The sequence below is a fragment of the Thalassospira sp. MCCC 1A02491 genome (assembly GCF_001613785.1).
GTDB classification, from domain to species: domain Bacteria; phylum Pseudomonadota; class Alphaproteobacteria; order Rhodospirillales; family Thalassospiraceae; genus Thalassospira; species Thalassospira povalilytica.
This window is the reverse complement of sequence record NZ_LPVX01000031.1, coordinates 39,466-61,727: the sequence shown is the minus strand read 5'-3', so window position 1 is coordinate 61,727 and position 22,262 is coordinate 39,466. Positions and strand designations below refer to the sequence as shown.

Genomic DNA, 22,262 nt, shown 5'->3' with positions numbered 1-22,262 from the left:
CAAATGCTCCTTGAAGCGGGTGGCTGCGAACACAACCACCCGTCAGGGTAAATATCGGATATTTATGATTATTTTTTCGAGGTCAGGGCACGATAGCTATTAAGAACCAGCTGTGCCTTTTCCCCGCCAATACGTTCCATCCAGTCTGCGGTAACCGGCTGCATCGCATCCCCCAGTTCCGTGAGTTCTGCGTCACTGAACTGGTAGACCTCAATGCCCTGTGCTTTCCATTCCGCAGCAAGGCTTCCTACTGAATCATCCTGAACCCGGGCAACATGGGTTGCAACTTCACGGCCTTTTTCCAGCATGATCTTTTGCACATCAGCCGGCAGGCTTTCGAATTTGTCACGACCGACAACCATGACAAAGCTGTAACCGCCAAACGATCCGTTGGTCGAAATGTGGCTGACGACTTCCTGCAAATTGTACCCCGGCACCGATGCCAGCGGGAACAGAACCCCGTCAAGGCGTCCGCGTTCAACTGCGGTGTAGACTTCCGGTCCCGGGATCGAAATACCAACCGAACCAAGCGCGCGTGCAGTCATCGCCTGCGTCGAACCAGACGTGCGGATATCAAGCGCCTTCCAGTCACTTACCCCGCCCAGATGCTTTTTGGCCAATACCTGATAAGGCGGCAGGACAAAGCCAAAGATCGGCATTACACCGGCATCAAGAAGCTCGTCACGCAGCGGACCTTCGGTCAGCATGCTTTGCAGGGCTTCGGTCCCCTGCACCGCCGTGCCATAGAAACCCGGCAACCCGATAACCGAGTTCAGCGGCAAGACTTCACTGTGATACAGCGTGCCAAGCAGGGCCGCATCAAGAATACCGTTATTGACCGCATCAAGCTGGGCTGCGGATTTTGCGGCCTGCTGTGCCGGAAAATGTTCGAATTTTATTGCCCCGTTGGTTGCCTGTTCGACGGCGAACATCCAGCGCGTTGTTCCTTCAAGCGACACGACATGGCTGGTCGACTGGAAATCCCCCAGCCGCAGCGTTTCCGCCTGCGCGACATTCACGCTCATCCCGATGCCAAAGACACCGGCAAGGATTGTCAGTAACTTTCCCGTATTCTTCATCTTGGTATCCTCCCAGACATTGATGAATTCAAGACACCTTAAGCCGCCGGTTTTTGGAGCGTGTCATAAAGCAGTCTCAATGAAATAACGCCGCAGCCCAGGGGGATTGCGGCATAGGCCCATCCAAGGGGCCAGTCGATGACCCCGTATTCGATCTCGCCTCTTAGAAATGCCTTAAGCGCGAATGACCCGGACATATAGGTCACCGCGCAAAAGAAGACCCCGGCAAGCAGCGTACGCCCCCTGCTGACAATCTTTCCAAACAGGCCGGAAAGATCCTTGGTCATGAAATCAAGTGCAAGATGGCCTCCGTCCCGGTACACCCGGGACAGAGAAAGCGTTGCCAGTGCCGGCATCAGATACAGTTCGGTCATTTCGAACTGGATCTGAACCGGAATGCCCGCGACAAGACGCATCACGATGTCTGCGTTGATCAGAACCGCGACGATCACAAGGGCAAGGCACCCTCCCCAATGAAGGGTGTCCTCTAGGCGTTGCAATATCTTTCCAATGCTGTCCAACCCTGCCTCCTACAGGTTGACGCGTGAAAAAGATCAGCGCTTGGGCAGTTCGACAATTGCCGAACCGATGGCCGACAATTCACCGTCCTGTTGTTCCGCACGCTGGCGAATTTCAACGAAGTAGCGCCCGTCTTTTTCGTATTTTCGCGCAACTTCGCCATGGATCAGGATGATGTCGCCTTCGGGATTGTGACGACGCACCTGACACTTTGCCTGGCTAAGGAAACCGTCATCGCCCATCCAGTTGGTTATCTGATGTTGCAACCAGGACGTACGTTCGGGTCCATAGTCATATGCACCAGGCGCGCCGACTTCCAAAGCAAACTCTTCTTCCCAATGCACACGTTCCGGGCAATCGGGAATGCCAAAGCGGTTTTTGATCCCCGCACCGGGATGCTTTTGTTGAAGCTTCCAGGCCAGTTTGTTGGCCCGAATGTAAAGACCGCCCCAACCCTGCGCATAGGCGACAAAGCCGGTAACTGTCATCGGACCTTTGACCATGGTCGGCAGTTCTTCGCCCTCGGCCACGTCATCCCAGAAACGGGTTTCAGCACCGCGGATGGTTTCCTGCTCGTAGTATTTTGTGTATTCGGCAAGTTCTTCGTCGGTATAGACGCGGACCGGCCTGGATCGGGCTTCGGTATATTTCGTGCCATTTTCACGCGCATGGTCGCGGTCGGTACGGAAACACCAGCTATCCGCTTCGGCCAGCATGTCGCCGGTTTTCGCATCATAGAAATCAACGTGGTAGATCTGCTGGATCGCACGCCCGGCAAAGCGGGTATTATGTTCGACCAGATCTTTGAGATAGGCCTCGGTACGGATTTCGGTGTTGCGGTAAATCGGCTTGTGCCAGGTCCAATCCGCCCCCGACCACATTGCATGAACGCCCGGCAAACCACCGACATATCCCGAAATGATGCGGCTGGTCGCAAACAGGAAGCTCGGCAGTGCAATCACATCGCCGTAACGGGTGTTTTTCGCATATTCAGGATCACACCACAGCGGATTGTCATCACCAATGCCATGCGCATAGTGGCGAATATTGTCCCGGGTTGCCTCATAGCACCACGGTTCGACCGTCTTTTCGATTTTAACGCCGATGCGTTTGCTCAGTTCTTCGACACCTTCGGCGGTGATTTTCGGGAACCGTCTTTGTGAAATCTCGTTCATGCTTGTTTCCTCCTTGAATTCCGTAATGGCAATTGCGGCCGTCAGGCGGCAGTTCCCTGTTGTGCTTCTTGATCTCTGAGAATTTTGCGATTGACCTTGCCCGCCGGTGTTTTCGGCAAATCGGCCACGTAATCGATATGTCGGGGATATTCGTGCCGGCTGAGATTGGTGCGAACCAGATCCTGAATTTCTTCGGTCAGGCTGTCGTCATAGCTGTCTTTGAGCACAATGAAGGCCTTGACCACCTGACCGCGCACCTTGTCAGGCACACCGATGGCGGCCGCTTCGGCGACTTTGGGATGTTTAAGAATGGCGTCTTCGATCTCGACGGCACTCATTGTCCATCCTGCCGAGATGATGACATCATCGGCACGGCCGGCATGATAGAAATAGCCGTCTTCATCAACACGGCCGAGGTCCTTGGTGTGGAACCATTCGCCCTGTTTTCTGACCATCAGTTCGCCGGTTACGCCCGGCTTGGCAGGATTGCCATCGGCATCCTGAACTTCGACTTCGACGCCGGGCACGGCTTTGCCCATCGACCCTTCGCGAACATCAAAGTCCGGGGCGCCTGGATAGTTGGCAAGGATCACACCGATTTCGGTGGTGCCATACATCGAACAGACTTTGGTCCCGAACAGATTTTCGATGTAACGCGCGCTTTCGCTGTCGATCGGCTCGCCGGTAAAGGACAGCTTTTCAATGCAGTACGAAAAGTCTTCGGCCTTTCCGGTGTTGCGCATCATGCGATAATGCGTGGCCGCGGCCGACATGTTGGTGATCTTGTAATCGCTGATCGCCTTAAGAAGGCGTACCGCATCAAACTTGCCACTGAATGTTCCGGTCGAAACACCGAGTGCCAGTGGCGCAAGCGTTCCATGCCACAATCCATGCCCCCATGCCGGGGATGACGGGCAGAAGAACCGGTCGCCCGGACGAATGCCTGTTGCGTACAATGCCGCAACCATCAATGTCACAAGCGACCGGTGCGTATGCTTAACCGCCGCCGGCAAAAGCCGTGTCGTTCCGGACGTATATTGAAGCACGGCAAGATCATCACCAGCAGAGTTGCACGCAAATTCCGTCGGTAGCGACGCGATTGAATTCAGAAACCCGTCATTGACAATAACAACATCAAGGTTCCCGGCCGCCGTCGCATCGCCTGCCTTTTCTTCATTGGTAAAAAGCACACTCGGCTGGCAGTCATCGGCGCGCAACCGGATGCCTTCCGGACCAAACAGGGTGAACATTGGCACGGCAACCGCACCGAGTTTTATGGCCCCGAACAGCGCCCCGTAAAACGCCAATGACGGTTCAAGCATGACAGCAACACGGTCGCCCTTACCAACACCACGCCCGGCAAGATAGTGGGCGAACTGCGATGAAAGTTTCGCCAGCTCGGCAAAGGTGATGACTTCATCGCGGCCCTCGGAATGCGCAACACGTACAGCAACATTGTCGCCGTCAACGTGACGATCGACGCATTCATGCGCGATGTTGAAATCATCACGCGTTCCATCAAAAAGCGCCCAAAGGGCATCTCTTGAAAAATGCTTCTGGGCATCCCCGTAGGATCGAAAATCCGTCAAGCGGGTCATGTCCGGTCTCCTCCCGAATTGTTGTCCGGTTCGCCATCAGCGCCCCGAAGTGATCGTTGACAACGGTAGTGAGATCAGAACATCATTGTCAATATGATTCATTCATTGTATATAGACAACAAATTCACTGTATTTGAGACTGGACATGACTGACTCAGAAAAAGCTGCACCGAACAAAAGACAGGTCCCCGCCGTAACGCGTGCCTTGGCTATCCTGCGTTTTTTGGCAAAATCGAACGATCCGATCGGCGTTAATCCGATTGCACGCGAGCTGGGTCTTGTTCCCAGCACATGTCTGCACATCCTGCGCGTTCTTCAGGATGAGGGACTCGTTGAGTTTGAAGAGAAAACCAAACGTTATTCGATTGGCATCGGCATTCTGCCACTTGCCAGATCGGCCCTTCAGAAGAACACTTTCTCGGTTCTCGTACAGCCGCATCTGTCCGAACTTTCCAAGGAATTCGGGGTTACCGGCATTGCCACACAGATTTCCGAGCCCGGTCAGATGGTCGTGGTTGCCCTGTCGCAATCAAGCTTGCCATTCCGCTTGCAGGTCGACCTTGGCAGTCGTTTTCCCCTTTTGATTTCGGCAACGGGCCGTTGCTATGCGGCCTTCAACAATCCCGATCCGAAAGAGTTGCGAACAAAGTTCGACAAACTGGCCTGGGATCACCCGCCAAGCTTTGACGAATGGCAAAATGAAGTCGCAGATGTCCGCCACAACGGATATGCCGTCGATCAGGGGGCCTATATTTCCGGGGTTACCGTTGTTGCCGTCCCGGTCTTTGGATCGGATGGCAAAATGCTGCGATCACTTGTCGCAATCGGCATCAGTGAACGCCTTAGAAACGCGGAAATCCCCAAACTTGCCAACGCGCTTATAAAAATCCGCGATGATGTAAACAGCGTCCAAATCTAATCAGGGTAGTGCTTCAATGACAGGAAACGTATCAAGCCGGCATGATTGGCGAAAAGTCCCGATAGAGGGCTATGTCGATCTTATTGGACCGCTTCTTTCGCGCCGGGAAGAAGGCCGGAAAATCTATGGATTACACACCGGTCAGCAGCATCAAAATGCGCTGGGTTCTGTTCATGGCGGCGTCATTACCGGTCTGCTTGACCAGGTGATCGCGATGGAAGCCTGGAAGGCCGCTGACCGTCAGCCGACCGTAACGGTTCAGATGGATACCCGATTTGTCAGTGTGGCAAAGTCAGGCGATCTGATCGAAGCCCACGCCACCATCCGGCATGGCAGCGGATCAATGATGTTTGTCGATGCCGATCTTGTGTCGGGCGACCGGCTTGTTGCCACGGCAACGGCTGTCATGAAAATCGTGCGGAAGGCAGATTGATATGACGATGCAAAATCAAACCGAACATCGTTCAGGCCCGCTTTCGGGGGTCAAGGTTCTGGACTTTTCACGCATCCTGTCTGGCCCCTATGCCAGCATGGTGCTGTCCGATCTGGGGGCTGACATTATCAAGGTTGAACCGATTGAAAAAGGCGATGAAACACGCAACTTTCCGCCTTTTCATGGCCCGCTCAGTCACTATTTCATCGCGCTTAACCGCAATAAAAAAAGCATCAGTCTTGATCTGAAATCGGAACAGGGCATCGAGATCGCCAAAAAACTGGCCGCACAAAGCGACATCGTTCTGGAAAACTTCCGGCCCGGCGTTATGAACCGGCTTGGTCTTGGTTATGAAACCCTGAAAAAAGATCATTCGCGACTGATCTATTGTTCGATTACCGGCTTTGGCAAAAACAGCCCGCACGGCAACAAACCGGCATTCGATATTGTTGCCCAGGCCCTTTCGGGTGTGATGAGCATCAACCGTGAACCGGGACAAGCCCCGAACAAGCTTGGCCTGCCTTTGGGGGATATGGCGGGCAGTATTTTTTCATTATTTGGCGTGCTTGCCGCCCTGCATGAACGCAATCAGACCGGTCATGGACGCCACGTTGAAATCGCCATGCTTGATAGTCTGATTGCGATGCAGGGGTATCTTTCCCAGATTTACTTTGTCTCGGGCAAAAGCCCTGAACCGGTCGGTACCCGCCATCCCAGCATTGTGCCATATGGCTCGTTCCCGACATCGGACGGCTATGTGATTGTCGCCTGTTTGACCGAACGGTTCTGGCACAATTTTGCCCGTTGTCTGGATAGAGAAGATCTGATCACTGACCCACGTTTTGCACTTTATCAGGACCGGCTAACAAACCGCGATGAACTCGAACCGGTGATCCGTACTCGAATGCAGGAACACAGCACCGATTACTGGCTCGACCGGCTGAGTGAATTTGATGTGCCCAATGCTCCGATCCTGAGCATCGGCGACGCGCTTGATCAGGAACATGTCATCCGCCATGAACTGATTGAAACCGTCACCCACCCGGTTGCCGGTGACATGCGGGTCGTTCGCGGTCCGATCCGCTTTGACGGACAGGGCCCGGACAAATCAACACCGCCTGCGCTGCTGGGCGAACATACCAGCGACATCCTTAAAAACACGCTGGGCTACAATGACAGTGAAATCGAAAAAATGATCGCAACCGGCGCAGTCGCCAGCAGCAATTAGATCAGCACAACCAAAACATTTGCGGTCGGTCCGGCACCAAACCGACCGACCGCCCATGTGTTTTGCTGGCAGTTTCACCTCATCCGGACCCTACTGCCCGATAGCCGACATTGGCATCACACGGCGCATTTCACACATCCATTAACAATTTTGAATAGACCTGCCGGTCATTCAATTTCCCCGCGCACCTCAAGAATGGTACCCAAAATTATGCCTCTGCCCTGAACATCATTGGACAGAGCAGCACGAACATGGTTGCGGCGATCAAGACGTCGTCAAACGCAATTAGACAAAACAAATTGGCTTTCGTGGCACCGGCCGTCGTCGGACCCGGCATGCAAAGCCCCCAATCGTTGCGTAACACTCGGGAGGAAAATGATGTTTCGCAAATTACTGATTGCCGGTGTCATGACATCGGCACTTGCTGTCTCGTTCAATCAGGCACAGGCCGCCGACTATACCCTGCGCTTTTCGCATCAATGGCCGCCGGTTGCAGGCATGCAAAAGGACCTGTTCCAGGTCTGGGCCGACACCATCGCCAAGGAATCCGATGGCCGGATCGAAGTTGAAATGTATCCGTCCGCGACCCTTGCCGCACCGCCCGCACAATATGAAGCGGTCGAAGACGGCATTGCCGATGTTGCCGCCGCCATTCAGGGCTATACCGCCAACCGCTTTCCGTTGACCCAGGTGGTGGAGCTTCCGGGCCTGATCAAGAATGCCGCCCATGGTTCCTGCATCATCCAGAGCCTGTATGACGAAGGCCTGATTTCCGATGAATACAAGGGCACCCGGCCACTGTTCCTGTTCACCCACGGTCAGGGTCTTTTGCATACCGGGGACAAGCTGATTGCCACCCCGGATGATTTGGCCGGGCTTCGCATTCGCCGTCCGACATCTGTGGTTGCCAATATCCTTGAAGCAGCAGGTGCGCAACCGCTTGGCATGCCGGCCCCGGAATCCTATCAGGCCATGCAGCTTGAAGTGATTGACGGTGTTGCCCTTCCATGGGAAGGCGCATTGGCTTTCCGTCTTAATGAACTGGCCAAGGCCCATACCAGCGTCGGGGACCTATACACCCTGTCCTTCCTTGTCACCATGAACGAAGACAGCTTTGAAGACCTTCCCGAAGATCTTCAGGACGTGATTACGAAAAATTCGGGCATGGCATGGTCGGAAAAGGCCGGGAACCTGTTTGACACCCTTGATGCCAAGGGCCTGAAACAGGCACAGGATGCCGGTCACACCTTCCTGACGGTTGAAGGCGGCGTTGACAACCCGGCCTGGAAACCGGTTCTGGACAAAGCAACGGAAACCTATCTGGCCGATCTTGAAAGCCGCGGTCTTCCGGCCCGCAAAGTCTATGCCCGCGCCAAGGAACTTGCCGCGACATGCAAGTAAGCTCGACCACAGAGCCTGCCCGCAAGGCTTTCTTCCTTCTTGACCTGACCGACCGCATCGCCAAGGCGATGCGGATCGGTAGCGGGGTTCTTCTGGTCTTTATCATGACAGTCACGCTTGTCGATGTCATCGCACGCACGATCTTTGCCGCGACGAATGGCGGCATTGATGTCACCTTTACCGGGGCGGTCGAACTGGTCAGCTATGGCATGATGGCGATGGTTCTTCTGGCCTTCCCCTATGGCGTCGACAAGGGACAGGTGATTGTCGATCTGTTTACCGACAATCTGCGCCGCCGCACCAAAATGATCCTTGAAGCCGTTTACATGTTCGGCTTTGCCGCCCTGTCATCTGGCATGACGGTTCGGTTTTTCGAAGTTGCCGGTCGCATGCGACGGTCCGGTGAATCCAGTCAGGATCTTCTGATCCCCCTTCACATTGTCTACAGCCTTGCATCCTGCGCGCTGGCGTTCCTTGCCCTGCGCTGCACCCTGCTTGCAATTGACTATCTTGTTTCAGGAGCTAAACGACCATGAGCGCGCCCCTGATTGGTCTTATCTGCGTTGCGGTCATGCTGTTGCTGATTGCGTTTCGCTGCCCGATTTCACTGGCGATGTCGGCGGTCGGCTTTGTCGGCTTTGGCTTTATTGTCGCATTCAAACCGGCCTTTGCCCTGCTTGAAAAGGGACCGTTTGAAACCCTGACCGCTTATGGTTTCAGTCCGGTCCCGATGTTCATCCTTCTGGGTGTTTTTGCCTCCAAAGCCCGCATGTCGGCCGAACTGTTTAACGGTGCGAAGACATTCTTTGGCGGCTGGCGCGGCGGCATGGGATTGGCTGCTGTCACGTCCTGTGGCGTGTTTTCCGCCATTTCCGGATCGTCGCTGGCCACCGCGGCCAGCATGGCACGCGTTGCCCTGCCCGAAATGAAAAAGAACGGGTATGTGCCATCCTTTGCCGCCGGGACGCTTGCCGCGGGCGGCACCCTTGGCATCATGATCCCGCCATCAATTGCGCTTTTGCTATATGCGCTGATTACCGAGCATTCGGTTGGCCAGATGTTCATGGCCGGGATCATTCCGGGCTTGCTGGGTCTTGTGTTTTATTGCGCAACCATTGCTGCCATCGTGTTTTTCAAACCCGACGTTGCCAAACCCGGCCAGCCGACAACAATCATGGAAAAGATTATCGGCCTTAAGGGGCTTTTGCCGTTTGCGGTGATCTTTGCCTTTATCATTGGCGGGATTTATGGCGGGTTCTTTACCCCGACCGAAGCGGCGGCTGTCGGGGCGTTCTTTACCATGATCCTTGCCTTTGTCCGCGGCATGACCGGCACCCAGTTCATCGAGGCAATTGGCGAAACCCTGACCCTGTCGATCATGATTTTCTTCATGCTGGTCGGGGCGGAAATATTTGGCTATTTCCTGTCGGTGTCGCGCATTTCCCATTCGCTGGTCGAACTGGTAGCACAGCTTGACATGCCGCCTTATGCGGTTCTGTTCTGTGTGCTGGCCCTTTATGTCGTGCTGGGCTGTGTCATGGACAGTATTGCCATGCTGCTTTTGACCGTGCCGGTGGTTTACCCGATTGTCATTGCCGCCGGGTTTGATCCGGTCTGGTTTGGCATTCTGACCGTGATTACGGTCGAACTTGGCCTGATCACACCGCCTGTGGGCATGAATGCCTTTGTCATCAAGTCGGTCGCGCCCGACATCCCGATTGGTCAGATTTTCCGTGGTGTGATGCCGTTTGTCATTTCAGACATCGTGCGTCTTGCCGTGCTGATTGCTTTCCCGTCGCTGGTTTATGCACTTCTGTAACGCCGCGATCCGATAACGCCCATACTGAAAGGAAACGGACATGTCTGAACCCTGTTTTGATGTTGCCCATCTCGGTCATGTCGAGTTGCTGACCAACAAATTCAAAGAAAGCCTGGATTTCTTCGTCAATGTTTATGGTCTGACCGAAAGCGGTCGTGATGAAAATTCTGTCTATCTGCGCGCCTGGGACGATTACGAGTTCCACAGCCTGAAACTGACCAAATCCGACACCACCGGCGTTGGCCATATCGGCTATCGCGCAAGTTCCGAAGCCGCCCTGATGCGCCGCGTCAAAGTGATCGAGGAAATGGGATGCGGCATTGGCTGGGTCGATGGCGACATGGGCCATGGACGGGCATATCGCTTTACCGATCCGGATGGCCATGTGTTTGAACTTTATTACGACACGGTCAAATACCAGGCCCCGGAATCAGAAAAGCCGGCACTGAAAAACATTGCACAACGTTATCACGGCCGTGGTGTTGCCGTGCGCCGTATTGACCACCTGAACCTTCTGGCCACCAATGTCGAAGCCATTCGTGACTTCATGCAAAAGGCACTGGGATCACGCGTGACCGAACAGATCATGCTTGATAGCGGCGTGCTTGCCGGGTGCTGGTTTACGGTCAATAACAAGACATACGACATTGCCTATACCAAGGATGCGACCGGCACGCCGGGCCGTTTCCACCATGTGACCTATGCACTTGATCAGCGCGAAGATGTCCTGCGCGCGGCCGACATCTTCCTTGAAAACGATGTTTTCATCGAAACCGGCCCGCACAAGCACGCCGTTCAGGGCACGTTCTTCCTGTATGTCTATGAACCGGCCGGCAACCGGGTCGAGGTTTGTAACGCCGGCGCGCGTTTGATCCTGCAACCCGATTGGGAAACCGTCACCTGGACCGAAAGCGACCGCAAAAAGGGGCAGGCATGGGGACTGAAAACCATTCCGTCCTTCCATACCCATGGCACCCCGCCGGTGCCGGACGCCGCAGAGTAATCATCGGTAATCAGTGATCTGTAGTCTGCAAGCTTCATCCAGATACGACAAAGGCAGGGTGCGAACCCTGCCTTTTACATTTCCGGTCAAACTCAGAACGGATTTACTTCTTTGCCATCGCCTCAAGGATCATATCGGCCCGTTCGCGATAGCCAAGATCCCCGGCATCAAGCTTCAATTCACCAATGGTTCGCTGCCAATCGACAGTGGCCTTGGCCATACCGTTATTAAGGCCAAGTTCCTCGACCGTCAGTGCGACTTCTTCCATTTCGGCTGCACGACGAATGCCATGCGTCATGGACCGTTCAAGCATATAGGCGGCCTTTTCCATGAAGTCGAACCCCGGATAGGTTTTATCAAGCGATGCCAGCACGGTTTCATCAACACCGGCACGACGCCCGGCCAGAACACATTCAGCAAACAGTGCTTCGAGCCCTTTCATCATCACCGATCGCACCATCTTGATCGCCGATCCGGCACCGACGGTGTCACCGGCAATACCCGGCTCCATGCCAAGAGATTCCAGAACCGGTTTTGCAGCCTCGGCATGCGGACCGCTTAGCAGGATCGGGGTTTTGTGCAATTTCGGATAAACAGGTGCCATCACTGCCATATCAACATATTTCGCGCCTGCTGCTTCGATCAGTTCGGCATTTCGGCGTTTGGTGCCTGGCGCACATGAATTGCAATCAAAGAAAAACGCCCCCGGTTCAATCGATGCCGCGGCGTCACGGGCAACCGTTGCTGCCTGATCCGCCGTCACCAGCGAGAAAACAAGTTCCGCGCCCGAAAGGGCAACCTGGCCACTGACCGCACCGGTGACACCGGCAGCGACATAATCGGCATTCTTGGCTTCGCGGATGGCGGTATCGGCACTTGTTGTCTTGATGTCAAAAGCCCGTGTGACCGGCACGATGTCATGGCCCCAACCTTTTACAAAGGCCTGTGCAGCTTCGCCGAACCCCAGAAAGGCGATGGTATTGATGGTGACTGTCATGTTCTTGAAGTTCCCGATCTGATTTTTTGTTGTGATGGGCCGCCATAAGGCGGCAGATGTGAAGTCATTGCCTCACTGCTATCATTTCGTGGCTGTCAGGGAAAATTGATTGCCCGAAATCGGCATTCAAAATGCAAATAGGTCCGTTTTCCGGATCGGGCGTGCCTACCACAAAGTAGCAATGTTTTTGCTGATCGCTTCCAGGCGCTCTATCAGGTTTTGCTGTATCGATGTTGGCGACCAGCCTTTGCGCACTGTAAGCCCGATTGGACGTTCGGTATCGGGAAGATCAATCGGCAACATGGTCAGTTCACCGTATTTTTCTTCCTGCATGATCTGATGGCGCGAAATGATGGTCAGCTTGTCACTGGTCGACAGCATCCGCCGGATCAGGATCAATGACCCGGTTTCAACGATGCTTTGCGGGCGCAGACCACCATCAACCGGGAACATGGTTTCGAAATAATCCCGGGTCGGAGCCCCCCGTAACGGCACCGCCCAGCCATACGCGGCAAGATCGGCAGGTGTCAGCTTTTTCTGGCGAAGCAACGGATGATGAACCCGCCCGACAATTGCCAATGGATCATCAAACAATTTGTGCTGAACCACATCATCGACCGGCACCGGATCGCGCAGGGCACCGATCAGAAGATCGATGTCACCGTGCCGCAACCCGAATAACAAATCCTGATAAGGTCCGTCGACCACCCGCAATCGGGTATCGGGGAATTCTTCCATGATGGCATTGATCGCGTTGGGCAGGATCGCACTGCGCGCCAGCGGCATGCTGCCAATCACGATGCGGCCACCTCGCCCGCCCTTCCAGGATGCAATTTCGTCTTCGGCCTGCCCCAGTTCGACCAGTGCCAGTTTGGCAAACATCACGAATGTTTCGGCCTGTTTGGTCAAAAGGATGCCGGTACTGGCCTTTTCAAACAGCGGCACGGCACAAAGCTGTTCAAGTTCGCGTGCCGCCCGGTGCAAGGACGGCTGCGACACACCGACATTGCGTGCCGCCAGACTGAAACTGCCCGCCTCGGAAATGGCGATCAATGCGCGCAATTGCACGCCGGTAACCAGTTGATGCAATTTGACCTGATGACCGCGATTGCGCCGCCCGATGCGCATGATCTCGGCGGTCGCCTGAACAAGGTAATCCTGCAAACGTTCAACACGGCGAACAAATATCTTTCCCGGTTCGGTCACAAACACGCCTTCGGGCCTGCGATCAAACAGTTCCACCCCCAGAAGACGTTCGACTTTTGCCACTGCCTGCGTCACGGCGGGCTGGGACATGTAAACGTCTTCGGCAGCGGCACTGATGCTTTGACGGCGGGCCACTGCAAGACAGGCACGCAGATGTTTAAGGTTCGGATTTTGCAGGCTCATTAAGGACGTTCTCCCTGTGATCGCGCACACATTATAGAAAGAACTTATAGCAAATACCATTGGTTCTATTTCACCTGACGCGGCTTGGCACCTAGCATGATTTCACAAAACCAAACCAAGCTAGGGAGTCAGAAACGTGACCACCACCAAACCGACCGCACTGGTCATCAGTGCGCATTCTGCGGATTTTGTCTGGCGCTGCGGCGGCGCGATCGCGCTGCATGCCAAGAAGGGTTACGACGTCACGGTCGTTTGCCTTTCTTATGGCGAACGCGGTGAATCCGCCAAGCTGTGGAAGCAGGAAGGCTGCACGATGGAGCGGGTCAAAACCGAACGTCGCAAGGAAGCCGAAAACGCTGCCAAGGCGCTTAACGTTCATGACATCAAGTTCATGGATGTCGGTGATTACCCGCTTGAACTTTCCCGTGATCAGAAATTCGAACTGGTCGACACCATTCGTGCTGTTCAGCCGAAATTCATGCTGAGCCACAGCTTTGTCGACAATTACAATACCGACCATTCCTATGCGACGCGTGTGGCGATTGAATGCCGCATGATCGCACAGGCCTGGGGCCACAACCCGGGTGAAAAGGTTCTGGGTGCGCCGCAGCTTTATCTGTTTGAACCCCACCAGACCGAACAGATGGAATGGAAGCCTGATCATTTCCTCGATATCACCGATGTCTGGGATCAGAAATGGGCGGCGATCCAGTGCATGGAAGGCCAGGAACATCTTTGGCACTATTATGAAAATGTTGCTGAAAACCGCGGCAACCATTTCCGCCGCAATTCGGGCGGTCAGGCCGGTGGTCGTAACGCGAGATATGCCGAAGGTTTCCAGTCGGTCTATCCGCGCACCGTGGATGAACTGTAATGGGTGGCGTCGTTGTGCAAAATATTACCCGTACCGATCTTTCGATTGTGGACGGTCTGGGTAAATGCGGTGTTGCCACCGTTCACGAAGCACAGGGCCGGACCGGGCTTTTGCAGTCGCATATGCGCCCGATCTATCCGGGCGCACGCATTGCCGGAAATGCCGTAACGGTTTCCATCGCACCGGCCGATAACTGGATGATCCATGTTGCGGTTGAACAGTGTCAGGAAGGCGACATTCTGGTCGTATCGCCGACCTCGCCCTGTGATGCCGGGTATTTTGGTGAACTTCTTGCCCGGTCGCTGATGCATCGCAAGGTCCGCGGCCTGATCATCGAGGCCGGTGTGCGTGATGTGCTTGATCTTACCGAAATCAAATTCCCGGTCTGGTCCAAGGCCGTTTCGGCGCAGGGCACGGTCAAGGAAACGGTTGGTTCGGTCAATGTGCCGGTGACGATTGCTGGTGCCTTGGCAAATCCCGGCGATGTCATTGTCGCCGATGATGACGGCGTTTGTGTCGTCCCCAATGCCAATGCGGAAAATGTCCTGAAACAGTCGATCGCACGCGAAGAAAAAGAAGCCAAGACACGTGCCCGCCTGATGGCCGGGGAATTGGGTCTGGATATTTATGACATGCGCCCGCGCCTGGCTGCAAAAGGCCTGAAATATGTCTAGGGGGATCACGCAAACCGGCGGCATCCGCTGCATGTGGATGCGTGGCGGCACGTCAAAGGGCGGCTATTTTCTGGCAGAAGATGTGCCAAATGACATTGCAGAACGCGACGCGGTTTTGCTGCGTGTCATGGGATCGCCCGATGCCAAACAAATTGACGGGATGGGGGGCGCAGACCCCCTGACCTCGAAAGTTGCCATTGTCAAAAAATCTGACCGCACGGGCATTGATGTCGATTATCTGTTCTTGCAGGTTTTCGTTGATCGCGCCGTTGTGACCGATCAACAGAATTGCGGCAATATCCTTGCCGGGGTTGGGCCGTTTGCCATTGAACGGGGACTGGTTGCAGCTACATCCGGGCAAACCAAAGTTTCCATCTTCATGGAAAACACCGGACAGACGGCAACCGCAACCATCGAAACGCCAAATGGCAAACCGGTTTATGGCGGGGACGCCCGCATTGACGGCGTTCCCGGCACGTCTGCACCGATCCCGCTTTTGTTCAGTGACACTGCCGGCACGACCTGTGGTGCGTTGCTTCCGACCGGAAACGAAGTTGATGTGATCGACGGCGTTCCCGTCACCATGATCGATAACGGTATGCCGGTTGTTGTCCTGCGTGCGTCCGACATGGGAATTACCGGGCAAGAAAACCGGGAAGACCTGGAAGGCAATGCTGCCCTTCGCACCAAACTTGAAAGCATCCGCCTGAAATGCGGGCCGTTGATGAATCTTGGCGATGTCAGCGACGCATCCGTTCCCAAAATGACCATGGTTTCGCCCGCCCGAAATGGCGGTGCCATTTCCACACGGACCTTCATCCCGCATCGTTGCCATGCCTCGATCGGGGTATTGGGCGCGGTCAGTGTGGCAACGGCCTGTCTGCTTCCGGGATCACCGGCCGCAAGCGTTGCTGTTGGCAATATCGCCGATCTCAGCACGATTTCGGTCGAACACCCGTCCGGGGAAATGAGCGTGATCATCGAAAAGACCAAAGACGGTGCGGTCGAAAAGGCCGGCCTGCTGCGTACAGCACGCAAACTGTTTGACGGAACCGTTTTCATCGATTGATGACGATGCCCCGCCAAAAGCAAAAAACAATAATAACAAGAACAAACAAGGAAGTAGGAGGAAGCCCATGACGCGGAACCCGCGTGTGGCAAAACACACCAGCGCATTGTTTTCCGATGCGCGTCTGGCGACGATCCATTGCCTTTTGATCCCGCATCACGCCGGGGTCATGCCGATATGCGCAAAAGCGGGGGCACGGCCATGATCCATTCGGAATCCCTGCGCAATCATCTGATTACCGTGCTGGCATCAAGCATGGTGGTTGCCTGTATTCTTTGGAACCTTGAAGCACCGATCCGCTTGGGCTTTGCTGTCTTGCCACAACAATATATGGCCTTCCAGCTTGGCATGGCTTTGACCATCGCCTATCTGAAGTTCAATTTCCGCGGCGAGGAAAAGCAAACCATCGGCTGGTTCCACGGCACGGTTGCCGCGATCATATTTGCGGTTCTGATGTATGCGGCACTTGATTTTGTCTGGCTGCTGCAAGAACAGGCTTATCGTCCCTGGCAGATTACCCTGATTGGTGCAGTGGTAACACTTGGTGTGGTCGAAGGGATCCGTCGGCGGACCGGCTGGATGCTTTTTGCCATCGTCCTTGTTTTCATGGTCTATTCGTTGTTCGCCGACAAGGTGCCCGGTCAGTTGATCGGCAAGGCGCTGACCATTGAACGGATGGTCCAATATATCGGCTTTGACCCGAATGCAGTGTTTTCCACCCCGCTTGCGGTCGGCACGATCATCGTCATGCTGTTCGTCTTTTTTGGCAAATTGCTGTTTGCTGCGGGTGGCGGGAACTTCTTTACCGATCTTGCCATGGCGGCCACCGGTCGATCACGGGGTGGCAGTGCCAAAATCTCGGTTGTTGGATCGGCATTGTTCGGATCGATTTCAGGCAGTGCGGTATCGAACGTCGTCACCACCGGGGTGGTGACCATCCCGCTGATGCAGCGCGGCGGCTATACCAAGCGCGATGCCGGTGCGATTGAAGCCGTGGCGTCAACCGGCGGGCAGCTTACCCCGCCAATCATGGGGGCGGCGGCCTTTTTGATGGCCGAGTTCCTTGATATTTCCTATTTCACGGTCGCGGGTGCCGCACTTATTCCGGCCATCCTTTATTATCTGAGCGTCTTCACCCAGGTCGATCTGATTGCCGGACGCGATAATATTCAGCCTGCCGATACGGACACCATGACGGTTCGCGAGGTTCTGAAAGAAGGCTGGCACTTTATCATCCCGTTTGCTGTCCTTCTGGCTGCCCTGTTCTGGTGGCGAATGGATCCCGAAGATTCCGCACTTCTGGCGGCGGTTGCAATTGTCATTGTCGGTTTCGTGCGCGGGTATCGCGGATATCGACTGACACCCCGAATGCTGGGCCGGACCTTTGTTGAAACCGGAACGGGCATGGTTGACCTGATCCTTGTGGTGGCGGCGGCCGGGTTCGTGATCGGGATCCTCAACATCACCGGGCTTGGCTTTGCCCTGACACTGGTTCTGGTCGATGCGGTTGGATCAAACGCCTTCTTGCTGCTTGCCGTATCGGCAGTGATTTGTGTGATCCTTGGCATGGGCATGCCGACATCGGGCGTTTATGTCCTGTTGGCTGCATTGGTTGCACCATCCCTGGTCGAAGCCGGAATTGATCCGATCGCGGCACATCTGTTCATCCTGTATTTCGGGATGATGTCGATGATTACCCCGCCGGTCGCCCTTGCGGCCTTTGCCGCGGCAACAATCACCGAGGATGACCCGCTCGCCACCGGGATTGCGTCCATGCGCATTGGCTGGGCGGCCTTTATCCTGCCCTTCATCTTTGTCGAAACCCCGGCAATTCTGATGCAGGGAAGCTGGATCGATATTGCCCTTAACCTTGGTCTTGCGATCATCGGGGTGATTGCCGTAACCGCCGGGATTGTCGGGTATTGGTCGCGTGGTCTTGGGCCGATGTTGCGCATCGCCTTTACCATTCTTGGCTTTGCAGCCTTGCCGCTGGGCTTCCTGCCCGCCGCATTCAGCATTCAACTTCACATCATCGCCGCAATCGCAGCCATTTTGCTGGCTGTCGGCCTGCGGTTTCAGGGAACACACCAAAAGAACGAAGTGAAATCAGGAGGAAACTGAAAATGAACAAACTTACCAAGGCATTGTCTGCCGGGCTGATTGGCCTTGCAATCAGTGCAAGTGCCGTATCCGCCCAGGTCGTCACGGTCGCCACCGGCGCACAAGGATCACTTGCCTATAATTCCGGTCAGGCCGTTGCAAAAGTCGCCAATGATGCGGGCATCATCGCGCGGACCCAGCCGCTGGTCGGGTATTTGCCGCTGATCAATTCGGGCGAGGTTGATTTCGGTTTCTCCAACGGTGTCGAAGCGGAATATGCCTATCCCGGGACCGGCAACTATGACCGCGCCAATGGCAATATGCGTCTGGTCGGAACGATGTTCCCGCTGACCACCGGCCTGATGGCGCCTTGTGATCTCAACCTTAAATCGGTTGATGACCTTAAGGAACGGGCATCCGATCTTCGCATTGCCTCGGAATATACGTCATCGACCATCATCCCCTATTACATCATGGGTGGTCTCGCCAATGCCGGGCTGAAATACGAAGATTTCCAGATGGTTCCGGTTGCCAATTTTGTTGCCGGGATCAACGCCCTTGGTGACGGTCTGGTGGATATCGCACTTGTCAGCCTGAATGCCGGTGCCGGTCAGCAGGCCAGCGTGAAACTTCAGGACCGTGGCGGTCTTTGCTATATCTCGCTGGATAATTCCGTGATCGGCACGTCACTGTTCAAGGGCTTTTTACCCGCCGGCGATATCGTTTCGATGAAACAGAACGAAAAGATCAATGGCCTTCAGAACTATGACGTCAACCTGATGCAGATCCCGTGGGTTCTGATGACCAATGCAGATGTCAGCGACGATCTGGTTTACAAATTGACCAAGGCAATCGCCGAAGGACGCGATGCGCTTAAGGCAACCTTTGGTGCCTTTGCCCGTGCCCAACCAGAAAAGATGGCCCCGAAAAACCTGATGCCCTATCACCCGGGCTCGATCAAATATTATGAAGAAGCCGGCATTCCGGTCGGCAAATAACCGCGATCTATCATGCGTTACCGGTCTGATTTGCCGGTAACGCATTGACCATCACAGGCACAAGACAACAGGAACACATAACATGATGAAGACCATTACCGCATCGGATGGCCATTCGCTGAATTGCTGGTTTGAACCGGCCGTTGGCGAACGTCGCGGCGGGATTGTTATCCTTCAGGAAATCTTCGGCGTGACCGACCAGCTCAAAGGAGTTGCGGCCAAATATGCAGCCCTTGGCTATGAAGTTGCGATCCCGGCCCTGTTTGACCGTCAGGAACGCGATGCGGTAATTCCGTTTGATCAGGCCCCGCGTGGCCGCGACATGATGCTGGCATCGGATCTTGAGAAAACCGTTGCCGATATCGATGCCGCGGTCAAAGCACTTGCTGCCAACGGGGGCAAAGTCGGTGTGATCGGTTTTTGCTGGGGTGGCGGACTGGCCCTGCGCGCGGCACAGGATCTTGATATTGCGGCAGGTGTTGCGTTTTACGGCACGCGTTTGCCGCAATATCTTGACCGACCGCTCAAGGCTGCATTCCTTGGCCATTTCGGCAGCAAGGATGACCATGTTCCCGCCGAAATGCTTGATCAGGCCAAGGCATATTTGCCGGATATGGAAATTCACATGTATGACGCCGGTCATGCCTTTGCCAATGATGCGCGCCCGTCCTATGTCGCGGATGCAGCAGATGTGGCACATGCCCGCACGGCCGATTTCCTTGCAAAACATGTCGGGTGATCCGGCCCGACCAAGTTTTGGCTTTACCACCACTTGCCTTGATCCTGCGTCCCAGCACGGCCGCCAAATATGGCGCTGCCTGCCGGGCGCCTGACGATATTTACGAGGATACCCATGCCCCCATCGCCAGATTATCTGCCCTTCCATCCCAACCCGTCCAAACCGAAATTCACCCTGCCCGAAGGAACCTGGGATGCCCATTGCCATGTCTTCGGGCCAGAGGCAGATTTTCCGTTTGCACCGGAACGGAAATACACCCCGGTCGATGCCGGCAAGGACAAACTGTTTGAGTTGCACAAATATCTGGGCGTTGATCGATCCGTCATCGTTCAGGCGACCTGTCATGGTGCGGATAACCGCGCGCTTGTCGATGCACTTCTGGCATCAAATGGTCGCTATCGCGGCATTGCCACCGTCCGCCCGGATGTCAGCAAGGAACATCTTGATGAACTTGATGCGGCTGGCGTGCGGGGTGTGCGGTTCAATTTCGTCAAACGACTGGTTGATGATACGCCGCGCGACCATTTCCTCAAGATCGTTGAAAAGATCAAACCCTATGGCTGGCACATAGTTGTCTATTTCGAAGCCGCTGACCTGCCGGGGCTTGAGCAGTTCCTGATCGATATGCCGGTAACGGTGGTGATTGATCATCTGGGCCGCCCCGATGTGACCAAGGGCGTTGATCACCCGGACTTTGAGCGTTTCCGCAAACTGGTGCGCGAAAATGACCATATCTGGGTCAAGGTCACCTGCCCGGAACGCCTGACGGTTGCTGGCCCGCCCTATGACGATGTTGTGACCTTTGGCAAGGCGATCGTCGAAGACATTCCCGATCGCGTGATCTGGGGCACGGACTGGCCGCATCCCAACATGAAAAGCCACGTGCCAGACGATGGCAAACTGGTTGACCATATTGCACGCGTCGCCCCCAAACCCGAACAGCAACGCGCCCTTTTGATCGACAATCCGACCCGTCTTTACGATCCGAAATAACGCCGTCGACCCGGATCAAATGCAAACACCCGACAACCGCAACACCATGTGCGCGATTGTCGGGTGTTTGTTTGCAGGGCCTGTTATTCGGCCAGTTCGCGCATCACCGAAATCAGATCGGATTTGCCTTCAAACCCGATGCCGGGCAGTTCCGGCATGGTGATATAGCCCTGTTCGACCTTTACGCTATCAGGGAAACCGCCATAAGGCTGGAACAGATCGGGATAGCTCTCATTGCCACCAAGTCCCAGACCGGCTGCGATATTAAGCGACATCTGATGCCCGCCATGCGGAATGCAGCGTTTCGGCGACCAGCCGTGAACCTTAAGGACGTCAAGCGTGCGCAGATATTCAACAAGCCCGTATGAAAGCGCGCAGTCAAACTGCAACCAGTCCCGATCCGGGCGCATGCCGCCATGACGCAACAGGTTTCTGGCATCCTGATGGGAAAACAGGTTTTCCCCTGTTGCCATCGGGCCCGGATAAAAATCGGCAAGGGCAGCCTGAAGCTGATAATCCAGCGGATCGCCGGCTTCCTCGTACCAGAACAGCGGATATTCACGCAGCATCTTGGCATAGGCAATTGCGGTTTCCAGATCAAAGCGACCATTGGCATCGACCGCAAGCTGGGCCTCGTTACCGATTTCTTCCAGAACAGCTTCGATCCGGCGGCGGTCCTCGTCAATCGATGCCCCGCCGATCTTCATTTTAACAACCGTATAGCCGCGATTAAGGTATCCGCGCATTTCAGCACGCAATGCCGAAAGATCCTTGCCCGGATAGTAATAACCGCCCGCGGCATAAACAAAGACCTTGGGATCGGCTTCGACCCCGTACGTTTCGGCAAGCAGACGGAAAAGCGGCTTTCCGGCAATTTTCGCCACCGCATCCCAGACCGCCATATCCATGGTCCCGACCGCAACCGATCGTTCGCCATGCCCGCCGGGCTTTTCATTTTGCATCATCGCCGCCCAGATGCGATGCGGATCAAGGTTATCGCCCGCATCATTGATCAGGCTTTTCGGATCGGCCGACAACACGCGATCCCGGAACCGTTCACGGATCAGGCCGCCCTGTCCGTAACGTCCGTTGGAATTAAAACCATATCCGACCACCCGGCGGCCATCCCGCACCTGATCGGTGACAACCGCCACCAAGCTGGCCGTCATTTTCGAAAAATCGATATAGGCATTGCGGATCGGGGATGCGATGGGTTTTGTAACTTCGACGATATCGACGATTTGCATGACCAGCT

21 protein-coding genes are annotated in these 22,262 nt (G+C 55.0%); 14 read left to right on the top strand and 7 right to left on the bottom strand.

The window, feature by feature from the left end; genetic code table 11:
- Positions 1–68: 68 nt before the first annotated feature.
- The 4 genes from dctP to AUQ42_RS12750 are packed head-to-tail and all read right to left on the bottom strand — an operon-like array spanning position 69 to position 4,371.
- The gene (dctP, locus tag AUQ42_RS12765) at positions 69–1,079 is read right to left on the bottom strand and encodes a TRAP transporter substrate-binding protein DctP (protein ID WP_082817850.1); all 1,011 of its coding nucleotides are present in this window, start codon (positions 1,077–1,079) and stop codon (positions 69–71) included.
- Between the two features lie 38 nt (positions 1,080–1,117).
- The gene (locus AUQ42_RS12760; protein ID WP_197460850.1) at positions 1,118–1,579 is read right to left on the bottom strand and encodes a TRAP transporter small permease; all 462 of its coding nucleotides are present in this window, start codon (positions 1,577–1,579) and stop codon (positions 1,118–1,120) included.
- 54 nt (positions 1,580–1,633) lie between these two features.
- Positions 1,634–2,773, bottom strand: a complete 1,140-nt coding sequence (locus AUQ42_RS12755) for a MaoC family dehydratase N-terminal domain-containing protein (RefSeq protein WP_068519474.1) — start codon at positions 2,771–2,773, stop codon at positions 1,634–1,636.
- 41 nt (positions 2,774–2,814) lie between these two features.
- Entirely contained in the window at positions 2,815–4,371 is a 1,557-nt protein-coding gene (locus tag AUQ42_RS12750) for an acyl-CoA synthetase (protein WP_068519473.1), read from the bottom strand.
- A gap of 145 nt (positions 4,372–4,516) precedes the next feature.
- Here AUQ42_RS12750 and AUQ42_RS12745 point away from each other — a divergent pair, with 145 nt between their 5' ends.
- From AUQ42_RS12745 to AUQ42_RS12715, 7 genes are all read left to right on the top strand, one after another.
- On the top strand, positions 4,517–5,290 hold the full coding sequence (locus tag AUQ42_RS12745; RefSeq protein WP_068519472.1) for an IclR family transcriptional regulator: 774 nt from the start codon (positions 4,517–4,519) through the stop codon (positions 5,288–5,290).
- 16 nt (positions 5,291–5,306) lie between these two features.
- Positions 5,307–5,723, top strand: coding sequence for a PaaI family thioesterase (locus AUQ42_RS12740; RefSeq protein WP_068519471.1), 417 nt, complete (start codon positions 5,307–5,309; stop codon positions 5,721–5,723).
- Between the two features lies 1 nt (position 5,724).
- Positions 5,725–6,951: a CaiB/BaiF CoA-transferase family protein gene (locus AUQ42_RS12735; RefSeq protein ID WP_068519470.1), complete on the top strand. Its 1,227-nt coding sequence runs from the start codon at positions 5,725–5,727 to the stop codon at positions 6,949–6,951.
- Between the two features lie 378 nt (positions 6,952–7,329).
- Positions 7,330–8,352 (top strand): TRAP transporter substrate-binding protein, encoded by a 1,023-nt coding sequence (locus AUQ42_RS12730; RefSeq protein ID WP_068519711.1) that lies wholly within the window; start codon positions 7,330–7,332, stop codon positions 8,350–8,352.
- Positions 8,343–8,888, top strand: coding sequence for a TRAP transporter small permease (locus AUQ42_RS12725; protein ID WP_068519469.1), 546 nt, complete (start codon positions 8,343–8,345; stop codon positions 8,886–8,888). The genes AUQ42_RS12730 and AUQ42_RS12725 overlap by 10 nt, the downstream gene beginning before the upstream one ends.
- Positions 8,885–10,171 carry a TRAP transporter large permease gene (locus tag AUQ42_RS12720; RefSeq protein ID WP_068519468.1) on the top strand — a complete coding sequence of 429 codons (1,287 nt, stop codon included), beginning with the start codon at positions 8,885–8,887 and terminating at the stop codon, positions 10,169–10,171. The genes AUQ42_RS12725 and AUQ42_RS12720 overlap by 4 nt, the downstream gene beginning before the upstream one ends.
- A 40-nt stretch (positions 10,172–10,211) precedes the next feature.
- The gene (locus AUQ42_RS12715) at positions 10,212–11,174 is read left to right on the top strand and encodes a catechol 2,3-dioxygenase (RefSeq protein ID WP_068519467.1); all 963 of its coding nucleotides are present in this window, start codon (positions 10,212–10,214) and stop codon (positions 11,172–11,174) included.
- 103 nt (positions 11,175–11,277) lie between these two features.
- Here the strand turns inward: AUQ42_RS12715 and AUQ42_RS12710 are convergent, their stop codons facing one another.
- The gene (locus AUQ42_RS12710) at positions 11,278–12,171 is read right to left on the bottom strand and encodes an NAD(P)-dependent oxidoreductase (RefSeq protein ID WP_197460848.1); all 894 of its coding nucleotides are present in this window, start codon (positions 12,169–12,171) and stop codon (positions 11,278–11,280) included.
- Between the two features lie 165 nt (positions 12,172–12,336).
- Positions 12,337–13,560, bottom strand: a complete 1,224-nt coding sequence (locus AUQ42_RS12705) for a LysR family transcriptional regulator (protein WP_068519466.1) — start codon at positions 13,558–13,560, stop codon at positions 12,337–12,339.
- A gap of 136 nt (positions 13,561–13,696) precedes the next feature.
- Here AUQ42_RS12705 and AUQ42_RS12700 point away from each other — a divergent pair, with 136 nt between their 5' ends.
- The 7 genes from AUQ42_RS12700 to AUQ42_RS12670 all read left to right on the top strand — a co-directional run bounded on the left by AUQ42_RS12700 (position 13,697) and on the right by AUQ42_RS12670 (position 21,007).
- The gene (locus tag AUQ42_RS12700) at positions 13,697–14,434 is read left to right on the top strand and encodes a PIG-L deacetylase family protein (protein WP_068519465.1); all 738 of its coding nucleotides are present in this window, start codon (positions 13,697–13,699) and stop codon (positions 14,432–14,434) included.
- Positions 14,434–15,108 carry a 4-carboxy-4-hydroxy-2-oxoadipate aldolase/oxaloacetate decarboxylase gene (locus AUQ42_RS12695; RefSeq protein ID WP_068519464.1) on the top strand — a complete coding sequence of 225 codons (675 nt, stop codon included), beginning with the start codon at positions 14,434–14,436 and terminating at the stop codon, positions 15,106–15,108. The genes AUQ42_RS12700 and AUQ42_RS12695 overlap by 1 nt, the downstream gene beginning before the upstream one ends.
- Positions 15,101–16,177 (top strand): 4-oxalomesaconate tautomerase, encoded by a 1,077-nt coding sequence (locus tag AUQ42_RS12690; protein ID WP_068519463.1) that lies wholly within the window; start codon positions 15,101–15,103, stop codon positions 16,175–16,177. The genes AUQ42_RS12695 and AUQ42_RS12690 overlap by 8 nt, the downstream gene beginning before the upstream one ends.
- 177 nt (positions 16,178–16,354) lie before the next feature.
- Complete coding sequence (locus AUQ42_RS12685) at positions 16,355–18,298, top strand: TRAP transporter fused permease subunit (RefSeq protein WP_082817848.1); 1,944 nt, start codon at positions 16,355–16,357, stop codon at positions 18,296–18,298.
- A gap of 2 nt (positions 18,299–18,300) precedes the next feature.
- Positions 18,301–19,275, top strand: coding sequence for a TAXI family TRAP transporter solute-binding subunit (locus AUQ42_RS12680; RefSeq protein WP_068519461.1), 975 nt, complete (start codon positions 18,301–18,303; stop codon positions 19,273–19,275).
- A gap of 82 nt (positions 19,276–19,357) precedes the next feature.
- Positions 19,358–20,014, top strand: a complete 657-nt coding sequence (locus tag AUQ42_RS12675) for a dienelactone hydrolase family protein (protein ID WP_068519460.1) — start codon at positions 19,358–19,360, stop codon at positions 20,012–20,014.
- 114 nt (positions 20,015–20,128) lie between these two features.
- Entirely contained in the window at positions 20,129–21,007 is an 879-nt protein-coding gene (locus AUQ42_RS12670) for an amidohydrolase family protein (RefSeq protein WP_068519459.1), read from the top strand.
- 83 nt (positions 21,008–21,090) lie between these two features.
- On the opposite strand, the gene AUQ42_RS12665 is transcribed toward AUQ42_RS12670, so the two are convergent.
- Complete coding sequence (locus tag AUQ42_RS12665; RefSeq protein ID WP_068519458.1) at positions 21,091–22,254, bottom strand: mandelate racemase/muconate lactonizing enzyme family protein; 1,164 nt, start codon at positions 22,252–22,254, stop codon at positions 21,091–21,093.
- Between the last annotated feature and the right edge of the window lie 8 nt (positions 22,255–22,262).